Origin of the sequence: Limosilactobacillus reuteri subsp. reuteri (assembly GCF_000016825.1) — a bacterium.
Classification (GTDB): Bacteria; Bacillota; Bacilli; order Lactobacillales; family Lactobacillaceae; genus Limosilactobacillus; species Limosilactobacillus reuteri.
In genome coordinates this window covers 526,369-545,651 of the sequence record NC_009513.1, presented here as the reverse complement: position 1 = coordinate 545,651, position 19,283 = coordinate 526,369, and the positions used below count along the sequence as shown (strand labels likewise).

Annotated in this window: 21 protein-coding genes and 1 other RNA gene; 9 read left to right on the top strand and 13 right to left on the bottom strand. The window is 39.1% G+C overall.

From position 1 onward, the window contains the following. Positions 1-69 precede the first annotated feature (69 nt). Together LREU_RS02570 and LREU_RS02565 are read left to right on the top strand one after the other, a co-directional pair. Positions 70-813, top strand: a complete 744-nt coding sequence (locus tag LREU_RS02570; protein WP_003666612.1) for a DUF6198 family protein — start codon at positions 70-72, stop codon at positions 811-813. Positions 814-837: 24 nt separating this feature from the next. After that, the gene (locus LREU_RS02565; RefSeq protein WP_003667581.1) at positions 838-1,245 is read left to right on the top strand and encodes a VOC family protein; all 408 of its coding nucleotides are present in this window, start codon (positions 838-840) and stop codon (positions 1,243-1,245) included. Positions 1,246-1,302: 57 nt separating this feature from the next. Here LREU_RS02565 and LREU_RS02560 read toward each other — a convergent pair whose 3' ends face one another. Beyond that, positions 1,303-1,575, bottom strand: a complete 273-nt coding sequence (locus LREU_RS02560) for a hypothetical protein (protein WP_003667579.1) — start codon at positions 1,573-1,575, stop codon at positions 1,303-1,305. A gap of 134 nt (positions 1,576-1,709) precedes the next feature. Between LREU_RS02560 and LREU_RS02555 the strand changes: the two genes are divergently transcribed. The 7 genes from LREU_RS02555 to LREU_RS02530 all read left to right on the top strand — a co-directional run bounded on the left by LREU_RS02555 (position 1,710) and on the right by LREU_RS02530 (position 6,724). Beyond that, on the top strand, positions 1,710-2,198 hold the full coding sequence (locus LREU_RS02555) for a YueI family protein (protein ID WP_011953413.1): 489 nt from the start codon (positions 1,710-1,712) through the stop codon (positions 2,196-2,198). Between the two features lie 3 nt (positions 2,199-2,201). After that, the gene (locus tag LREU_RS02550) at positions 2,202-3,506 is read left to right on the top strand and encodes a replication-associated recombination protein A (RefSeq protein WP_003667576.1); all 1,305 of its coding nucleotides are present in this window, start codon (positions 2,202-2,204) and stop codon (positions 3,504-3,506) included. Positions 3,507-3,542: 36 nt separating this feature from the next. After that, positions 3,543-3,730: non-coding RNA, 6S RNA (gene ssrS, locus LREU_RS10725), on the top strand. A gap of 81 nt (positions 3,731-3,811) precedes the next feature. Continuing rightward, the gene (locus LREU_RS02545) at positions 3,812-4,108 is read left to right on the top strand and encodes a hypothetical protein (protein ID WP_003666604.1); all 297 of its coding nucleotides are present in this window, start codon (positions 3,812-3,814) and stop codon (positions 4,106-4,108) included. An 83-nt stretch (positions 4,109-4,191) separates the two neighbouring features. Continuing rightward, positions 4,192-4,680, top strand: a complete 489-nt coding sequence (locus LREU_RS02540; protein ID WP_003666602.1) for a universal stress protein — start codon at positions 4,192-4,194, stop codon at positions 4,678-4,680. 111 nt (positions 4,681-4,791) lie between these two features. Further along, the gene (locus LREU_RS02535; RefSeq protein ID WP_003667575.1) at positions 4,792-5,889 is read left to right on the top strand and encodes a GntR family transcriptional regulator; all 1,098 of its coding nucleotides are present in this window, start codon (positions 4,792-4,794) and stop codon (positions 5,887-5,889) included. After that, on the top strand, positions 5,882-6,724 hold the full coding sequence (locus LREU_RS02530; protein WP_003667574.1) for an aldo/keto reductase: 843 nt from the start codon (positions 5,882-5,884) through the stop codon (positions 6,722-6,724). The genes LREU_RS02535 and LREU_RS02530 overlap by 8 nt, the downstream gene beginning before the upstream one ends. A gap of 88 nt (positions 6,725-6,812) precedes the next feature. On the opposite strand, the gene LREU_RS02525 is transcribed toward LREU_RS02530, so the two are convergent. The 12 genes from LREU_RS02525 to yidD form a co-directional block, all read right to left on the bottom strand. Further along, positions 6,813-7,382 carry a sugar O-acetyltransferase gene (locus tag LREU_RS02525; protein WP_003666598.1) on the bottom strand — a complete coding sequence of 190 codons (570 nt, stop codon included), beginning with the start codon at positions 7,380-7,382 and terminating at the stop codon, positions 6,813-6,815. An 85-nt stretch (positions 7,383-7,467) separates the two neighbouring features. After that, entirely contained in the window at positions 7,468-8,889 is a 1,422-nt protein-coding gene (araA, locus tag LREU_RS02520) for an L-arabinose isomerase (protein WP_003667573.1), read from the bottom strand. Between the two features lie 53 nt (positions 8,890-8,942). Then, the gene (locus LREU_RS02515; RefSeq protein WP_003666594.1) at positions 8,943-9,671 is read right to left on the bottom strand and encodes an L-ribulose-5-phosphate 4-epimerase; all 729 of its coding nucleotides are present in this window, start codon (positions 9,669-9,671) and stop codon (positions 8,943-8,945) included. A 3-nt stretch (positions 9,672-9,674) separates the two neighbouring features. Beyond that, the gene (locus LREU_RS02510; RefSeq protein WP_003667572.1) at positions 9,675-11,297 is read right to left on the bottom strand and encodes a xylulokinase; all 1,623 of its coding nucleotides are present in this window, start codon (positions 11,295-11,297) and stop codon (positions 9,675-9,677) included. A gap of 12 nt (positions 11,298-11,309) precedes the next feature. Beyond that, positions 11,310-12,734, bottom strand: a complete 1,425-nt coding sequence (locus LREU_RS02505) for a sugar porter family MFS transporter (protein ID WP_003667571.1) — start codon at positions 12,732-12,734, stop codon at positions 11,310-11,312. A gap of 387 nt (positions 12,735-13,121) precedes the next feature. After that, positions 13,122-13,967 (bottom strand): helix-turn-helix domain-containing protein, encoded by an 846-nt coding sequence (locus LREU_RS02500; RefSeq protein ID WP_011953411.1) that lies wholly within the window; start codon positions 13,965-13,967, stop codon positions 13,122-13,124. A 434-nt stretch (positions 13,968-14,401) separates the two neighbouring features. Continuing rightward, on the bottom strand, positions 14,402-15,538 hold the full coding sequence (locus LREU_RS02495; RefSeq protein WP_003667568.1) for a D-alanine--D-alanine ligase family protein: 1,137 nt from the start codon (positions 15,536-15,538) through the stop codon (positions 14,402-14,404). A 138-nt stretch (positions 15,539-15,676) separates the two neighbouring features. Next, positions 15,677-17,059 (bottom strand): ISLre2-like element ISLre2 family transposase, encoded by a 1,383-nt coding sequence (locus tag LREU_RS02490; RefSeq protein ID WP_003667567.1) that lies wholly within the window; start codon positions 17,057-17,059, stop codon positions 15,677-15,679. 191 nt (positions 17,060-17,250) lie between these two features. Beyond that, positions 17,251-17,544 carry a glycine cleavage system H family protein gene (locus tag LREU_RS02485; protein ID WP_003667566.1) on the bottom strand — a complete coding sequence of 98 codons (294 nt, stop codon included), beginning with the start codon at positions 17,542-17,544 and terminating at the stop codon, positions 17,251-17,253. A gap of 12 nt (positions 17,545-17,556) precedes the next feature. After that, on the bottom strand, positions 17,557-18,750 hold the full coding sequence (locus tag LREU_RS02480; protein ID WP_003667564.1) for an FtsW/RodA/SpoVE family cell cycle protein: 1,194 nt from the start codon (positions 18,748-18,750) through the stop codon (positions 17,557-17,559). A 48-nt stretch (positions 18,751-18,798) separates the two neighbouring features. Further along, on the bottom strand, positions 18,799-19,023 hold the full coding sequence (locus LREU_RS02475; protein WP_003667563.1) for a DUF2969 domain-containing protein: 225 nt from the start codon (positions 19,021-19,023) through the stop codon (positions 18,799-18,801). A 23-nt stretch (positions 19,024-19,046) separates the two neighbouring features. Continuing rightward, positions 19,047-19,283 (bottom strand): membrane protein insertion efficiency factor YidD, encoded by a 237-nt coding sequence (gene yidD, locus LREU_RS10175; protein ID WP_011953410.1) that lies wholly within the window; start codon positions 19,281-19,283, stop codon positions 19,047-19,049.

Here is a 19,283-nt window from a genome sequence, read left to right as displayed (position 1 = left end):
TTAATTCATCGTAGAGAGAAAGTGAATAACTTCACCAAATGATTGGTCAAGTTGGAAGGGAGAATATAAATGGAACAAGAAAAAGTTCCAGTACAAGGTCAAGTTGCCGAGCGAACAATTTCATTAACTGCTAGTTGGGCATACTTTGCACTGTCAATTGTTATTAACTCAATGGGGAACGTCCTAACACTTGTTACAAGTTCACACGTCCACCCACAATTTCTTGGCTCCGCTTATTGGACAGCCGCAGAAAACAACCTAGGGATTGCCGTTTTAGGGAATAATTCAATGACCCTTTTCTGGGCTTTCATGGTCTTAGGGATGTTAACTTCTGTCCTCAACGCAATTTTGATGCATAAGTGGGACTGGCGACGAATTGGTGGTAATTTTATTTTCATGTTGCCATTTTCTATTTTTATCCAGTGGTTCTCTGACATCTTTAACCGAATTATGCCGGACGCCACTACCTTACCGATGATTATCCTATATGTTTTCATTAACTTCTTAGGAGTTGCTTTCATCGGAACCGCCATTTCAATTTATCAGCGTGTCAACCTCGTGTTACACCCCGCTGATGACCTTTTCCAAATTATTCGTTTCCGTTATTGCCATGGTAACGCAACAATTGCGATGTGGTTATCATACATTCCACCAACAATTATGGCAATTATTGCTGCATTCATGCAAGGCGGTATTTACAACTTTGGATTAGGAACATTATTTGCCCTTGCCTTCCAAGGTGCAATTACTGGTTGGGCAGACCGTTATATCTTCCCTAAATTAAAGCACCAGGCACTTGATATTGGTAATTAAAATTTATACAGGAGTGATTTTATTATGGCATTTAACAAGAGTTTAGCAGGTTACTTTGACGATGTACAACACATTGGGATTCCAACCGATGATATGGCAAAAACAATTGCTTTTTGGGAAAAGCTTGGTTTCAAGAAGCTTGGTGAATTTGATACTGATGACCAGGGAAATGAAGTTGTTTTCATGCAATATGGCCACCTCACTTTAGAAATCTGGACTGGCGACGGTGCCGTTCACGAAACGGGCGCTATTAACCACATTTCCCTTAATACTAGCGATGTGGACGCGGCTTTCAAGGCTGCTAAAGCTGAAGGTTTTAAACTAAAGGACAATGAAGTTCAACACCTTGACTTCTGGGATAAGGGAATTAAGTTCTTCAACATTGAAGGCCCTAACAGTGAAACAATCGAATTCTGTGAAATTGTAAAATAAAACATCAAAGGCGAGGCCGGAAGAAGAATTCTTCCAACCTCGCCTTTTTAATTAGAGCTATGATTTTTTACCATATTGATGTGGACAGTATCCATTATAAAATTGAAAAATGGCAAGAACAATGTTAGTCCAATTCATCAACCGAAACCAAGGAGCAATTCCGCCCCCGCCATTGCTGGCAGCATAAAATGTCCAAAAGCCAATTACTACTGCCACTACATTTATCCAGGCAAACGTTCTTGACATCATCCGATTATTAAGACGCGCTATTGTCCAGACTAGATTGACAATAAACCAAAATGCTAAAACCCAAAATACTGCACTAAACATAATAATCACTTCCCTTATATGTTAGCCTACTTTATGTTTCTTCATAGTCATGATATAACAAAAATTATAATATTATCAAGAAATATAGTTTTCTGCATTTCGTGTTACAATTGCATGATAAGGAGGCGTTCAATATGTCTGAACAAGAAAAAAGTGCTGCTCAACAGCGAATTGACAATGCTGTTTACGGTACACCAAAAATCAAGCCCGATGAACAGCGAAAATACCTCGGAACATTCCGTGAACGCGTCTGTCTAACAATTAGTGTTCAAGAACTACAGGAACAAGATTGGACAAAGGCATTAACTGCCGAGTTAGATCGTGGAATTGGTAACCTTGTTTTTATCAACGGTAATCTCCCTCACGACGAAATTCATCCATACATTCAAACTGCTGCTAAAGATAATGCCCAGTTTACATTAAAAACTGATCCAGAATATAAAACTGACCTGGATTCATTAGCAGTTGTCGTGGCGGCAAAAACAGCTGTTTACCAATCACCAGTCGACGTCAAAAAGCGATATCCTAATCTGGTAAATTCAAATAATAGTACGACTGAAAAAACCAATGATCAACACCAAAGCTTTTTCCACCACCTCTTCCATAGAAAGGATCGTGGCTAATATATGCAACAACCACTTGCTTATCGAATGCGGCCACGGACATTAGATGAAGTGGTCGGCCAACAACACCTTGTCGGACCAGGTAAGATCATCTCACGCATGGTTAAAGCAAAAATGCTTTCTTCGATGATTCTATACGGTCCTCCTGGAACTGGTAAGACCAGCATTGCCAGTGCGATTGCTGGTTCAACTAAATATGCTTTTCGAAAACTAAACGCGGCAACCGATACAAAAAAGGATTTACAAATCGTCGCAGAAGAAGCTAAGATGAGCGGAACGGTGATCTTACTACTCGATGAAATCCATCGGTTAGATAAAGTAAAACAAGATTTTCTTCTTCCGCACCTCGAAAACGGACGAATTATCCTCATCGGGGCGACAACAGAAAATCCATATATTAGTATTAATCCCGCTATCCGCAGTCGGACGCAAATTTTTCCAGTTCACCCGCTTTCAACTGCTGAAATGAAGACCGCTATCCAGCATGCATTAGTTGATAAAGAACGTGGTCTGGGCAATTTACCATTAGTCCTGGAAGAAAACGCCGAGGACCAACTAGTAGCAGCGACCAATGGTGATCTTCGAAGTGCCTTAAATGGATTAGAACTTGCTGCCAAATCAACTGATCCAAGTGAAGATGGGAAAATTCATCTTACGCTACCGATTATTGAGGAAAGCGTCCAGAAAAAGGCGTTATCCGCTGACAAAGATGGCGATGCTCATTATGATGTCATCTCGGCCTTTCAAAAATCTATTCGCGGGTCAGATACTGATGCGGCCCTCCACTATCTTGCTCGTTTAATTGAAGCTGGTGATCTTCCTATCATCGCACGACGTTTAATGGTGACGGCCTATGAAGATATTGGGCTTGCGAATATGCCTGCTGTGCAACGAGCTGTTACGGCAGTTCAAACTGCAGAACGAGTGGGCTTCCCAGAAGCACGAATTCCCTTAGCAGATGCTGTTATCGAATTATGCCTGTCACCAAAATCCAATTCAGGAATTAATGCAATTGACGAAGCTCTTGCTCAGGTGCGCCAAGGTGGCTTTGGTGACGTTCCAGCTCACCTTAAAGATGCCCATTATAAAGGAGCTGCTAAGTTAGGTCATGGGATAGATTATGATTACCCCCATGACCATCCCCAAGATTGGGTAGCTCAACAATACTTGCCCGATCGAATCAAAGATGCCCAATACTACCAACCCAAAAATAATGGTCGTTTTGAAGCCAGTTTAGGCCGCCAATATTGGCAATTACGGAAGGCCCAGCAACATACTTTACGGGGTAAACATCATCCGAGCAAATAATTGCACCAACCACTTAAAAATGCTATTATAAAAGTGAAAATTCTGTAGTGTACGCGTTGTCTAAACGCAGGTTTGCCTTACAGTCTTATTACTTTGGGACTAGTGTATTGCCTTTTGGACAACATGCCTTTACACTTGGTAGTTGAATATTAGGCAGCCGTGTCCCACCTGTCTCAAACACAGGTCAACACTGAATGACAATTAACGGCACCAACGGAGTTTTCGTACATATTTAGTGAGGGTGAGAAAGATTTTTGCTTTTTCTCACCCTCATTTTAATTTCATTATAGATAGGATAGATTTTTATGTTGTTACCACTTCTAATGACCCTGTTTGGTTTGATTGCTCTTTTTGAAGGAATCTTTCTCTTAACTCACATCCATAAGCCATTTCTTGTTTTTGACCCTACTAAAAGCAAATATCTAGCTCCACAATTAAAAAATTGGGGAATTGTGATGACCATCGTCGGTATTCTAAGCATCATTTCCGGATGGACAAACAATACCGGATTCCTCGTTATTATGGTAATCATCGGCTGTGTCAGCGAAACATTAATGGCTTTCGCAATCACTGCTGATTTTCGTATAAATCATCGCAAGTAATGTTTCGTAGGCGCTTTACGCTCAATAGTGAAAAAGTGTATAATAAGTATACAATATAAAGATTTCAGGAGGGCACTACAATTATGGCACAAGAATACAAACACATTTTAGTTCCTGTTGACGGTTCTAAAGAAGCTGAATTGGCTTTTAAGAAAGCTGTTGCTGTAGCAAAACGTAATGGTGCAGACACTGAGTTACGTTTACTTCACGTTGTTGACACACGTGCATTCCAAAACATTTCCAGTTTCGATACTTCAATGGTTGAACAAGTTACAGAAACTGCAAAGAAAACTTTAGACAAGTACATCGACTATGCTAAAGAGCACGGTGTTGAAAATGCTAGTTACTCCATTGAATATGGTGCTCCAAAGACAATTATTGCTCGGGACATGCCAAAGGAAATGGGTGCTGACCTCATCATGATTGGTGCTACTGGGCTAAACGCTGTTGAACGAATTTTGATCGGTTCTGTTACCGAATTTGTTACTCGAACAGCAATTTGTGACGTTCTAGTAGTACGGACCGATTTGGATAACAAACCAATCGAAAATCCAAAGAAGCGTCGGTTCTAAATATCAAGATAAAATCAATCAAATGCTTCATAAGCGTTAGCGGGTTGCTAATTATATGGAGCATTTTTTATATATTCAAAACTAATTTTATTAAGATAGGAGCGCAAAGCATTGGAAGTGAAATATGAAACAGTAAAGCAAACTTTACGAAACGAAATTATCGATGGAAAATATAAAATCAATGAAAAATTGCCAACTGAAAGTGCCTTAATGAAACGTTTTAATGTATCACGTTATACAATTCGTCGCGCTGTTGGCGATCTTGAAAACGAACATTATATTTACCGTATTCAAGGTGGTGGAATGTTTGTTCAAGACTGGCAACGCGATTGGACAAAAAGTGAAAAGAATAAAATCATTGGGGTAATCAGCACTCATATGGCTGACTATATCTTCCCTCCAATCATTTCTGGAATTGATAGTGTGGTAACAGAACAAGGTTACTCAATGATTGTCGGAAATACGCTTAATGACCATAAACGCGAACGCCAAACAATCTTAAATATGTTGGATCTTCAAATTGCTGGGTTAATTATTGAGCCGACTGAAAGCGCCATGCCTAATCCTAACTTAGATCTTTATCGTCAAGTCCAGAAATATAAAATTCCAACAATCCTATTTCACTCCACTTATCCTGGCTTCGATTTTCCTTCTTTACTGACAAAAGATCGGGAAGCAGAGGAGGAATTAGTGAAATACCTCTTTAGCCTCGGACATACTAATATTTTAGGAGTATTCCAAATAGATGATCAACAAGGCGTTGACCGCATGGCTGGGATGATCAAAGCCTATCAAGATAACAACATCCCCACCACTAAATCAAATGTTATTATGTATCAATCAAGCGAAGACTATGAAGATATTATCAAAAAAGTCGATATGATGCTTAATAGTAATAATGATATTACGGCGATTGCCTGCTATAATGACCGCCTTGCAACAAGAGTTATTAGTCATCTTCAGAAACAGGGGAAACAAGTGCCGACTGATATTTCAGTAATAGGTTTTGATAACTATGAAATGGCGCAAATTATCTCCCCTAGCCTTACTACAGCTAATCACCCCAAACGTCAACTAGGTGAAGATGCTGGGAAAATGATCTTAAAAATGATTGCAGGCGAAGAAGTCACTTCAAAAGTTTATCCCCCAACGATAATTAAGGGACAATCTACTGCTCCGCTTATTACAAAGGAGAATTCCAATGAATAACGATGTAAAACAATTATTACTTGCTGATGGTCAATCAATGCCTCAAGAAGGATTTGGCTTATATAAAATTACTGATCAAAGTACGATTACCTCCGCGATAAAGTATGCCTATGATGCTGGCTATCGTCTTTTTGATACCGCGCAATTATATAAAAACGAAGCAGAGGTTGGAAATGCTTTACAGGAGCTTGGTTTACCCCGTGAGGAACTTTTCATTACCACAAAAGTATCTGAACCTAATCAAGGGTTTAAGCAAACGATTGACTCTGTTAAGGACTCCCTCCAAAAGTTGAAACTCGATTATGTTAACCTTTTACTTATTCATTGGCCAATTGAGCGCGCTTTCTTTGATACTTGGGCAGCCCTTGAAGAATTAAAAAAGGAAGGTCTGACTCGTTCAATCGGTGTTAGCAATTACCAAATGATTCACCTTCAGTATCTTGCTACCCAAGCACATGAGATGCCCGTCATCAATCAAATCGAACGTCATCCTCATCTAAATCAACAACCCTTGCTCCAATACGATAAGGAACATGATATTATTACTCAGGCGTGGAGTCCGCTTGGGCGTGGAACCATCCTCGACAATCCAACCCTCAATAAGATCGCTGCTAACCATCATAAGTCTGCCGCCCAAGTTGTCCTCCGCTGGCATTTGCAAAGCGGGGTCGCCTTCATTCCAAAGTCAGTTCATGAAGCGCGAATCAAGCAAAATATTAACATCTATGACTTCACATTAAGCGACGAGGAAATGACTGCTATTAATAACTTAAATAACTTTACACGCGTAGGTAAAGAACCAGCACTAGTTTACGAATATAACCTTAAATATTAAGAATGATAAAGGGAACCAAGATAACGGCCGTCACATGGCCATATCTTAGTTCCCTTTTTGCGTTAAAAATAACCCGGGAAATAATCAATTATTCTACATATGGATTCTTTTTAATGATTCGTGCTGGATTGCCGGCAATAACAACATTATCACCAAACGACTTTGTCACTACACTTCCAGCACCAACAATTACATTATTACCCAAAGTTACACCTGGACAAATAATTGCCCCGCCACCAATCCACGCATCATCCCCAATGGTAACATCCTTACTTTGGCCGTAAGCTCCATTGCGTCGTAATCGTGGGTCCAGGGGATGATTGACAGTATAAATCTGCACTCGCGGTCCCAATAAACAATGCTTCCCAATTCGAATTGGACTGACATCAAGCATGACACAATCATAATTAGCGAAAAAATCGTCATCTACATAAATGTTATAACCATAATCACACTTGAATTGCGAATGAACCTCACACTTTTCGCCAACGTGTCCAAATAATTGACGAATCACAGTATTGCTTGCAGTCGGGTTCATCTCGCCAAGAGCATTAAAGCGCTCAACTAATTGACGGGCATATTGGCGCTCTTTAACTAATTCGGGATCGTAAACGTTAAAAACTTCCCCTGCTAGCATTTTCTCTTTTTCAGTTTTCATTTTTCCATCTCCGGATAAAAAATGGTTCTACTCGTCTCGAGGTTTGCCGAGTAGAACCATTTTACAGATTTTCAATTAAAATTAACTATTCAATAAAATCAACTTTAACATCTAACATTCCGAAAAGATCTTTAATTTGTTGTGGTTTCAAACTGAAACTCAAGATTGTGTGGTGACCACCACCAGCATGCATCCAGCGTTCAGCACCTTCCTTTAAGCCAACAGTTGGTGTCCATAATTGCTTAGCAACTGGAAGATGAGGCGTTTCAGCTTCTGGCTTATGACAATCAACTGAGTAACCAATAACCTTGTAACCATCGTTGAAGTATGAAAGGGTAACATCGACAGCCTTACCTTCACGACCAGTAAATACTAACCGTGCTGGGTCATCTTTACCACCAATGTCTAATGGGTGAACTTCAACCCGTGGCTTATCCGAAGCAATTGTCGGGTCAACTTCAAGCATGTGTGAACCAAGAATTGCTTGGTGACCTGGACGAAGATCTAATGTGTAGTCTTCCATAAAGGCAGTAGCAACATTATCAGCAGCAATCTTCAATAAGCGATCCATTCCGGCTGACTTCCAATCACCTTCAGCACCAAAGCCGTAGCCATCACGCATCAATAATTGAGCAGCTAACCCAGGTAATTCTTCAAGACCATGCAAGTCTTCAAAGTTAGTGGTAAAGCCAGTGTAGCCTTTTTCATCCATAAACTTCTTCAAGCCAAGGTATTCACAAAGTTGGTAACGAACTGAGTGTTCATAGTGTTCCTTAGTATTGTCACCTTGGACCATTTCGTAACGACTTGCTAAGTCCTTGTAAGCAGCATCAATTTCTTCTTCACTGATACCATTTACATATTCAACCAAGTCACTTACTGGCCAGTAGTCAACAGTCCAGCCAAGGAACATTTGAGCTTCAACTTTGTCACCTTCAGTAACGGCAACGTTCCGCATTGTATCACCAAAACGAACAATCTTAATGTTAAAGCTTTCGTTATAAGCAACCGCAACATTTTGCCAGTCAGCGATTTCTTCTTGAACTTCTTCATCACCCCAGAAGCCGTAAACAATCTTGTTATGCTTTTGTAAACGAGCATTAATGTAAGCATATTCACGGTCACCATGAGCTGATTGGTTTAAGTTCATGTAATCAAAGTCAATGGTGTCATATGGGATCTTGTTCAAGTATTGAGTTGCTAAGTGAAGTAGTGGCTTTTGCAAAAGCTTAGTTCCCCGAATCCAGTTCTTTGCTGGTGAGAAGGTATGCATCCATGTCATAACACCGGCAACGTTGTCATTGTAGTTAGCTTCCTTCATAAACTTAGTGATTCCTTCAGCAGTTGTCATAACACCCTTGAAGACAACCTTGTAAGGCAATTTACCACTTTCGTTTAACTTATTAACAATGTCTTCAGCGTCAGCAGCAACTGACTTTAATTGTTCTTCACCGTAAAGGAATTGACTACCAGTAACAAACCAAAATTCGTAATTCTTAATATCCATGAGATTACACTCCTTTTATCCTAAAAAGTTTTTAAATGTAGCTACCAAATTAATTAAGCGTGAGCTGCATGATCTTTTGAATGCGCATTATTTTGTCCATAATATGCATTCGCACCATGCTTGCGGTAATAGTGTTTGTCCAATAAGTATTGTGGTAAGTGAAGGTCTTGGTGCGTTAATTGCATTGCATGATAATCTTCTTCTGCCACAACTTCTAACACCTTGGCATTATAAACTGCTTTGTCAGGTGTCGGCCCCCAGGTAAATGGACCATGTTGCATTACTAATGCCGCTGGGGTTGCTTCATAGTCCAAGCCACGTTCCTTGAATGAACGAACGATTACCTTTCCTGTATTACCTTCATAGTCTTCTTCAATTTCTTCCTTCGTCAAAGCATCAGCGGCTGGGACATCAGTATAGAAAGTATCAGCGTGAGTGGTATTCATCGCTGGAACATCCATCCGTGCAGCTGCAAATGCTACTGCCCATGGGGAATGAGTATGAACGACTCCACCAATCTTTGGGAAGTGATTATAAAGGTAAGTGTGAGTAGGAGTATCACTGGATGGATTCAAGTCACCCTCGACTACCTCACCATCCAAGTTGACAACAACCATGTCTTCCGGCTTCATCTCTTCATATGGAACTCCAGAAGGTTTAATAACAAACAATCCTTTTTCACGGTCAATCCCTGAAACATTGCCCCATGTAAAGGAAACAAGGCCTAGTTTAGGAAGCCGCATATTTGCTTCATAAACTTCTTTCTTTAAATCTTCTAACATGTACTATTTACTCCCTTTCTCTTCACGTTCTTTAATGTCATCACCAGCTAATGCTTCAACAGGTAAGCCTGCTTGGTAACGAGTAATAAAGCTTTCATATCCTTTTACGCCAGCAGATTCTGGTGTAAGAGTCATACTTTCTGGATTCTTAAAGACTTTTTCGTCAAGGTAATCTGCTAGGGATTCTTTTCCGTAAGTCTCAGCATACTTAGCAAGGACTGCCATTCCCCATGGTCCACCTTCACTGGCAGTATTCATGATTGTAATTGGGATATTTAAGGCATTCGCCAAAACTTGTTGCCCAATAACTGGTGTCCCGAAGAGTCCTCCTTGCGCAACCATGACATCGGTTTGAACGTGTTCTTCATTTAGTAAGATATCCATCCCAATCTTCAATGGCGCAAATGCTGCATAGAGTTGAGTAAGGAAGAAGTTGGCGAGGTTCATCTTACTATTTGGAGTACGGACAAATAAGGGACGGCCTTCTTGAATCTTGGTAATATTTTCACCAGAAAGATAACTATAATTAATCAATCCACCAGCATCTGGGTCGGAATGAACCGTTGAATCAAATAGGGTCTCGTAAAGCGTATTAGTATCGATCTTGGCTCCAATTGCATTAGCAAAATCCCTAAATAATCCAACCCAAGCGTTGATATCTGAGGAACAATTATTGATATGAACCATGGCTACTGGATCACCGGTTGGCGTAGTAACAATATCAATATCACGGTGGAGTTTCTTTAATGGAGCATCCAACACATTCATTGAGAAGGCTGAAGTTCCAACTGAAATATTTCCTGTCCGTTTTCGAACACTGTTAGTTCCAACCATTCCAGTTCCTGCATCCCCTTCTGGAGGTGCCATCAAACTACCGGCTTGTAAAGTTCCACTTGGATCAAGTAATTTTGCTCCATCAGCAGTTAAGTGACCTGCATCGCGTCCAGCTACCAGGACTGCGGGCAAAATATTCTTAAGTTGCCATGGGTATTGTTCAACTTCTGGTAATGAGTTGAATTTTTCAATAAAGTCTTGACGATAAGTTAATGTTTGATCATCGATTGGAAATACTCCTGAAGCATCCCCAATTCCTAAAACTTTTTCACCCGAAAGTTTCCAGTGAACATAGCCAGCTAAAGTTGTAATAAAATCAACATCTTTAACATGCGGTTCCTTGTTTAAAATTGCTTGGTAGAGGTGAGCAATACTCCATCGCTGTGGAATATTAAAATCAAATAAATCAGTTAATTTATCTGCGGATTCTTCAGTGATGTTATTCCGCCAGGTTCTAAATGGAACAAGTAATTGGTTGTTTTTATCAAATGGTAGGTACCCATGCATCATGGCACTGACACCGATTGAACTAATTTCATCCAAGCTCACATGGTACTTACTTTGGACATCTGCCTTAATCTTGGCATAAGCAGCTTGAATTCCTTCCCAAACTTGATCCAGCGGGTATGTCCAGATTCCGTCTTTCAATTGATTTTCCCAGGTATAACTCCCAGAAGAAATAGTTTCAAAATCTGGATTAATCAAGACTGCTTTAATTCGGGTAGAGCCTAACTCAATTCCTAGTGAAGCCTGACCATTTTTTACTTGTGTCGCTGTTTCACGTAAATTCATAGAGTATTCCTCCTAGTTTTCAGGATTGCTGGCCTTTACTCGACCATGGTTTGTTCCTTGCTCTTCAATTTCTTCAAGAGTGTGCCCACGAGTTTCTGGAACACAAGTCTTAACAAAGAGAACTCCTAAGATACAGATAATTCCGAAGATCGCAAAAACAGCTTCTTGTGGCATACTTGCCGTCATAATTGGGAAGATAAGACCAACTAACCATGATCCAATCCAGTTAAATGATGAAGCTAAACCAGAGGCACGACCCCGGATAGCTAGTGGGAAGATTTCACCAACAAGCACCCATGTTAACGGAGCCCATGTGAAGGAGTAGAAAGCAACATAGATACATAAGAACACAACAATTGTCATCGGATTCATATTTGGCATCATCCAATTAATAACGGCTGGAAGAATGAAAGAAAGTCCCATGACAGCACCACCAACCATCAACAATGTCCGCCGGTTAAATTTATCAGCAATCCACATGTAAACCAGGGAACCAACAACTAAAATAACCCCTTGAACAATTGGCCACATTAAGTTTGAAGATGCAGCTTGGCCAGTTGCTTTTTGAACAATTAATGGAATGTAGTAGAAGATCGCGTTTGCACCTTGGAATTGTTGGAAGGCTGCAACCCCAACCCCAGCAATAACTAGGTAACGATACTTGCCACTGAATAAGGTTGACCAACTTGTCTTTTGATTTGCTTGTCGCTCTTCTTTAGCAGTTTCTTTAATACTTGCTAATTCTTGGTCAATCTCAGCTGGATTTTTACGAATGTAAGAAAGAACTTTCCGTGCTTGTGCTTCATCACCTTTACGCAATAAGAACCGTGGAGATTCTGGCAAACGAAGAACACCAAGGAATAAGATTAAAGCAGGAACAGCTGCCAATCCTAACATAAGACGCCATGCCCATTCACCAGGAAGGTCTTTCAATAGGAAGTCAACAACATATGACAATAACATTCCGGAAACAATCATTGTTTGGTTAAGTCCAGATAAACGTCCACGCGCTTTAGCTGGTGCCATTTCGGACATATAAGCTGGTACCAAGGCTGAGGCAGCCCCAACCGCTAAACCTAAAAGCATCCGAACAATAATCAGATAATAGGCACTTGCTTCGCCCATGTCTGGTGAAACACCAGATAAAACGGAGAATACCATGAATACAATCGCAGACATTAAAATCATTTTCCGCCGACCAAACTTATCAGAAAGCTGTCCGGCTAATGCGCCCCCGAAGATTGCCCCAAACATAACTGCTGAAGTAATCCAACCAACGAGAGAAGCTGCATTTTCAAGGTGCCAATCAGCTTGTAAGAAAGGTAAGGCACCAGTCATAACACCGATATCGTAACCAAATAGGATGCCCCCAAATGATCCGAAGAAGTAGATAAATGCACTTGATATTTTCTTCTCGGCTTTAGCCATTACATTCATCCTCCTTAAAAATTAAAAAGTAGTAGTTTTTCATGAACATGAACGCGCTTTCATTGAACAATTATTACTATAAAATATTTGTACGGATAAATCAAGCGAATTATTTAAAAATAATCATAACCAATTGTGAAAAAGCATTTTATACATTTAACAATTTCATGTCTATCTTGTATTTAGAAGCAGTTATGCATGTGAAAAATATTTTTATTTTTTTACTACCAAAAAAGACTAATTCTCGTTTAATGCACATAAACTGGAATTAGTCTTTAATAATCAATTAAGTTTTTATTAATTATTTGTACGGATAAATATTTAAATTTATACTAAAAAACGAAGCTGAGACATATCAACCATCTCTCAGCTTCGTTTTTCAGTTACGCATATCAATTAAATTTCTAAATTCTTTAACTCTAATAGAATTGTATCTTCTGCTACTGATCCATTACGAGCAATGCTAAGACTTTCAGCAATCTTTAATGCTTTTTTAGCTTCTTCTTTGTCGTTCTTTAGGATGTAGCTACGACCTATACAAAGATATAATTCATCTAATAAGAATAATGAATCATGTTCCCGACAAAGTTCAATTCCCTTATTAGCAACTTCAATAGCGTTATCAGGGTCTTCAAGTTGAAGATATAATGCTGCAATTTGACAATCAATTGATGCCCATTGATGAAGGCTCCCAATCAATTTTTTATTGTCAATCAGTTTTACAGACCGGTTAGTTAACCGTGCTGCCCGTTCTTTATCACCACGTTTTAAGTAAGCAAGTGCCATTCCTGCAGTTGTCATGGCTAAATAAATATTAGCACTAGTAGTAGCAAATTGAGTTAAAACAAGTTCAAAATTAAAAATGGCTTCATCAATTTGATTATTTTCAACTTGAACCATTCCTACTAGATAGTAGTAACGTTGTTTATCAAAATCACTTTCTAGATTTTTTACATGAACCTTCTTCAAAAGCGCTGAAGCATCTTCAAAATTGCGTGAAATCAAATTATCAACGATTTGGTTGAATGTTTCATTAATTCCACTAACTTCATTTTCGACAATTCGATCAGAAGAAATATTTAAGCGTTCACATATTGCCGTTAAAATATCCATTTTGGGTAATCGATTTTGTTTTTCCATTAGGCTGATTGTCGCTTGAGTACAAATCCCTTCAGCTAAAGCCGTTTGGGACAATCCACGCTTGCGACGAATTTGTTTTAATACGTCTCCTCGGAGTCTCATTGTTTACCTTCCTTAATCATAATTGTTGAATATAAATTATGTACTCTATGAACTGTACCATTGCCAATCGTATTATACACCATTAGCAACAAAAATTACTTTGGTTTTACTTAGGTCTTTTATTATAGACCAAAAATAAATCAATACTATTTTTATGCTTAAAATGCAATAAATTTTATAAAAAATAAATGCTTATAACCATCTTCACAGTCACCCCCGCGATGGTTATAAAGTACTGCAAGTAGCGTGACTGTAGGCCAGTCTAATACTTACAAAAACTGCGTATCTTCATTATATTATAAATTGTTCTTACTGCAATACTAAACCACAGATTTTATACCATTACGATAACATTTACTTTCTATTATGAGTTTAATAATAAAAATAGTTAGCACATTGTACTCACAACATCCTAACCATCAAATAATTATTCTTTAGTCTTCGTTATATTTCTTTTGACCAACACGTTCGGTACCAAGCTTACGGAAATCGTACTTAATCTTACTGTTTCGTTCAAATTCTTGTAATCCTAATTGAATTAGCCGATCAATCAAGTCGGAATATGAAATCCCAGAAACTTCCCACATTTGAGGATACAAACTAATGTTAGTAAATCCTGGTAAAGTATTTGGTTCACCAAGATAAGGGACATTATTGCTGTCAACTAAAAAGTCAATCCGAGCCATCCCCTTCATTCCTAATGCCTTGTATGCCTTCAAAGCCATGTCTGTAATTTCATCAACTAAGTATTGTGGTAATTTAACAGGAAGTTCAAAAACAACTCCACTGGCATCCACAAATTTGTTTTCATAATCATAGAATGGATCATCCTTAGGTACACGTACAGCTCCTAACTTAGAGGCAATTGGGTGTTCATTTCCTAAGATTGAAATCTCAATTTCTTGAGGATTAGCGATTCCTTGTTCTACTAAGATCTTGTAGTCATACTTAAAGGCATCGTCTAATGCTTTTTCGTATTCTTCAGCGTTAGTAACTCGATGAATTCCAACGGAGGAACCTTGCTTAGCTGGCTTTACAAAAGTGAGATTGCCTAATTTTTCTTCAATCCGTCCCCATGAATAGTCAGCCTGGTTTTCTGGCGTAACTACTACATAAGGGGTGTTGCGAATACCAGCTTGACTAATAATCTTCTTAGTAAGGTCCTTGTCAAAAGACATCGCACTAGCTGCAATATTTGAACCAACGTATGGCTTATTAAGGAGCTTAAAGAGACCTTGAATTGTACCATCTTCACCTAAATTACCATGGATAACAGGGAAGAAGAAATCAATTTCCTTTTGTTCGTTTAAGGCCATAATTGGTGCTAATGGACTACTCATATCCATCTTTTGATATGCTTCCGCTACCACTTGGTCTTCAGGTTCGCCATCAAAGATCTTTTGGGAATCCTCATTGCCTAATAGAATTCCATCCTTTGTAAACATAAAAAGACTTACATCATACTTTTCCTTATCAAGAGCATCATAGATATTATGTGCTGATCGCTTTGACACATCATGTTCAGAGGAGTTGCCACCAAATAATAAAGCGATGTGTAATTTTTGGGTCATAATAAATACCACCTTAAATATTTTTATCTTAGCCGTTTTCCTAGAACCTTAAGTATAACATGAACTGGAAAGATCCGCCAATACTAAAATAGGAGAGTATCTGTCAAGTTTTCATAGGTAGCCTTTAAATATACAGTTTTAGTGGGTTAGTGCCTTAAAAAGTTGTCCTATTGGTCTACTTGTGGCCGTATTAATCGGAATTATTCCTTGTACTACTCCAATTGACGGCTTTGTCGGTGCCTTTCTTAGAAACTCTCCAGTTCGAATATGCATTTCCTGTAATAGGCTGGTTTGAGCCACTCGAGGAAGAACTGTTAATTGTTCTAGGATTGTATTTAAACTAGCTTGCAGTTCACCATTCATTCGGGCTTCAATTAAACCAATCATGGCTTTAGCCCCCTGCTTAGTCCATGACTTGCCCTGTTTCTTCATCCGGTAAGTAAAAGCCCGGTGAGAACTTTCGACTGAACCAATTAAATGAATATCCTTAAATCCACGCATTTGTGGTGAGAGGATATACCGCCAATTTCGCTGTAGATACTTTCTTAAACGCATTAGGTCGTCTGCTTGTTTTTCCGTTAGGTTTTGTGATTCATAAGTATCTAAAATTATTGTTAGCTCTGCTTGATCATGATGACGAACGGCTTTAATTGCTCGCATGGCTAATTCGTTGTGCCGGCCTAAAGTATGTTCAATTTTCTGTAAACAATGATAGCGGTCGAGAAAGTATTCACCATGTGCACCTTGAGGAACTAGACTTAATAGCTTAGCTGGTTCGTAACCTGGGCCAGCGTCACTGGCCAAAAAGATCGTTTGACCGGCAAGCTTATAATGGCGGTCTAAATAATCACTTAGTCGTGCTTCAAGCCGTCCTTGGTGCCCAACACTGAGAAAGTCATGCCGATTAATGATTTGATTAGCTACTCGCTCATAAACCCGATAATGGTGCACAAGAGTCAGCTGACCTGCTTCTTTTTTACCTTTAATCATAAAGGCATCACCCTCAATAGTTAAATTTTTAGGCATATGGCGAGGAGTAGCTTGGTGTTCTTTTGCTTGAGTTTGTTTAGCTACCTGATTTCCTAACTCATGCACGGCGTGCATTACCGAATCGGCAGTAATTCCGCTGTCAAATACAAGGTTCAAAATGTCGGCAGTATTGCGCATTGTAGTTGTTTGGGCAATCTTAGCCATCATCATTAAGTAGTGTGGCGATAAACGACGACGTGGTTTAATTTTTAATTGTTGGTCTAAGTAAAATTCACGTTTCTTTGTCCCAGCCTGATAATACCGTCGTTGAAAAGTCACCGGGCCAAAGATAAAATTAAGCGTCCGTGGCTGTTTATTGATTACTTGATAGTTCGCTGGAGCTTGGGACTTTAAGCTTCGATCTAAGCTTTCCAAAAAGTTTTGCATGATTACTTGTCCTAACTCCAATACCCCTTTTAAAATAATCTGTTCAGCTTCAAATAAACTGCCTGATTTCACCAAATTCTGCTCGATTTCTGTTAAAATATCCATGAGGAAAGACCTGCCTTTGCTTAGTATTCGACACACTAAAGGCTACTGGTCTTTTCTTTTTTTGTAAATAAGTAAATTGGTCTACAAAAAAGATTTCCACGACCAGATGAATTATTCATCCAACCTATGAAAATCTTACACTAACAATAGGAGACTAGAATCAAGTGGCCTTAATCCTAGTCCCCTAATTTTTATTTAACTTCAACAATCCAGTTTTTTTCCATATCGCTTGAATTTAATCCAGCCGGATCATCAATAATAGCTTCATTTAATTTGGTAATCTTACCATCAATGGGGCTATCCACATCGGTAACTGCTTTTTCTGCTTCAACCGCAATAAACTTATCAGCTTGTTTCAAGGTTGTCCCTACTGCCGGTACATCGATGAAACTTACTTCTCCTAACTCATCACGGCCTTCATCGTTTAAGCCGACACGTTTAGTACCATCTGCTTGTTCTTTTACCCAAAAATAATCTTTTGCCATTTTATGACCCCACTATCTAAATTCACGATTACTGCTAAACATATACGAATGATGGTGGTAACGCATCGACATCACCATTCCAATCCCAATCAGGTTACCAATTAATGAGGATCCCCCAGCACTAATAAATGGAAGCGGAATACCTGTTAATGGTAATAGACCGATGTTCATTCCAATATTTTCAAAAACGTGGAATAAAATCATCATGATAACTCCGGTTGAGATATAAGCATAGAATTCGTTCTTGGTATCGAATGTTACTCGAATCATTAAGTAGATCAGTAACAAATAGATAAGGATTAATAAAACCCCACCAATGAACCCAAAATTCTCACCGATAACGGAAAAAATCATATCTGATTCACGAACCGGAACATAAACCTTTGAGTTATTAAAACCAGTTCCAGTAATACCACCAGAACCAACCGCCTTAATACTCTGCCATAACTGATACCCTTGGTTAGTTGTATCCTGTTCTGGATGAAGCCAGGTGTCAACCCGATCAAACTGGTATGCTTGAAATCCAACATGTTCAAGTATTTGTCGCCCAACCGAACTAGTTACCATCGCTAAGGCTGAGCCCCCAACAACAACTAATATCGTAGCTGCTGGCGCCAAAATTCGCCAAGTAACTCCAGAAACTAAGACCATTCCACAGAAAATAGCGAAGAATACTAACCCAGTCCCAAAGTCATTTTGAAACTTCAGCGAAACCAAAATTGGTAATAGCCATAAGAACATCGTCCCAATTAATCGCCAATCTGAATCAACAGTATGCACACTATATCGATTATTATGAGTCGTAATAACACGCCCCATCATTAAAATATAGGCAGGCTTCATTATTTCCGAAGGCTGAAACGTAAATGGCCCAATTGCAAACCAACTCTTAGCCCCTGTACTAGCATAATAGGCTCGACTATAAAAGACTAGGATTGCGAACATTAAAAATACACTTAGCCAGTATACAATTGGTGCTAATTTCCATAATTGTTCAGCATCAAATTGCATAATGACAATAATAAGGATTGTTCCAACCGCATACCAAACCAACTGGGTAATAACCTGTCGTGCTACACTAGTTTGCTGTCGATCATGAACTGCCGCTACATATATTGAGGCAAGACCAATCAAGGCTAGCAAAAGAACACAGAATATAATTCCCCAGTCAATCCGACTTTCTACATCATTTTGCGAACGTTGCATTACCAAACTCCTTTACAAATTATTAATCAAAGAGGATGGTTCACCAAACTAATGCTGGTGAAGATGATATTGTTGAAGGACTATTTCTAATCCCTCTTCTTGAGAACGAACATAAAATTCGCTCTGGTTACTTATCAGCATTGCTTTGAAACGTTCATTATCGGTTACAACTTCACCAATCAATCGGTCTCCAATAAAAATTTGTTGAACCGGTTGATTATGACGTTCAATATCTTTAACGCTGACTTCTACTTTTTTATCTTTCTTTGACACTTTTTCACCCTTAATAACTATTATTACCCCTGACGACGAAAAGTAAAATGATTAGGTACCGGATCATAGCCACCACGAGAAAACGGCTGACAACGAAGGAGCCGCCAACTTCCGAGCAATATCCCCTTTAAGCCAAAACGTTGTAAAGCTTCTAACATATACTGCGAGCATGAGGGGGTAAAGCGACATACGCGAAATGGTCGTTGGGCAGAAATGCCTTGTTGATACCAGCGTATAAGGTCACATAAAATCCTTACCAT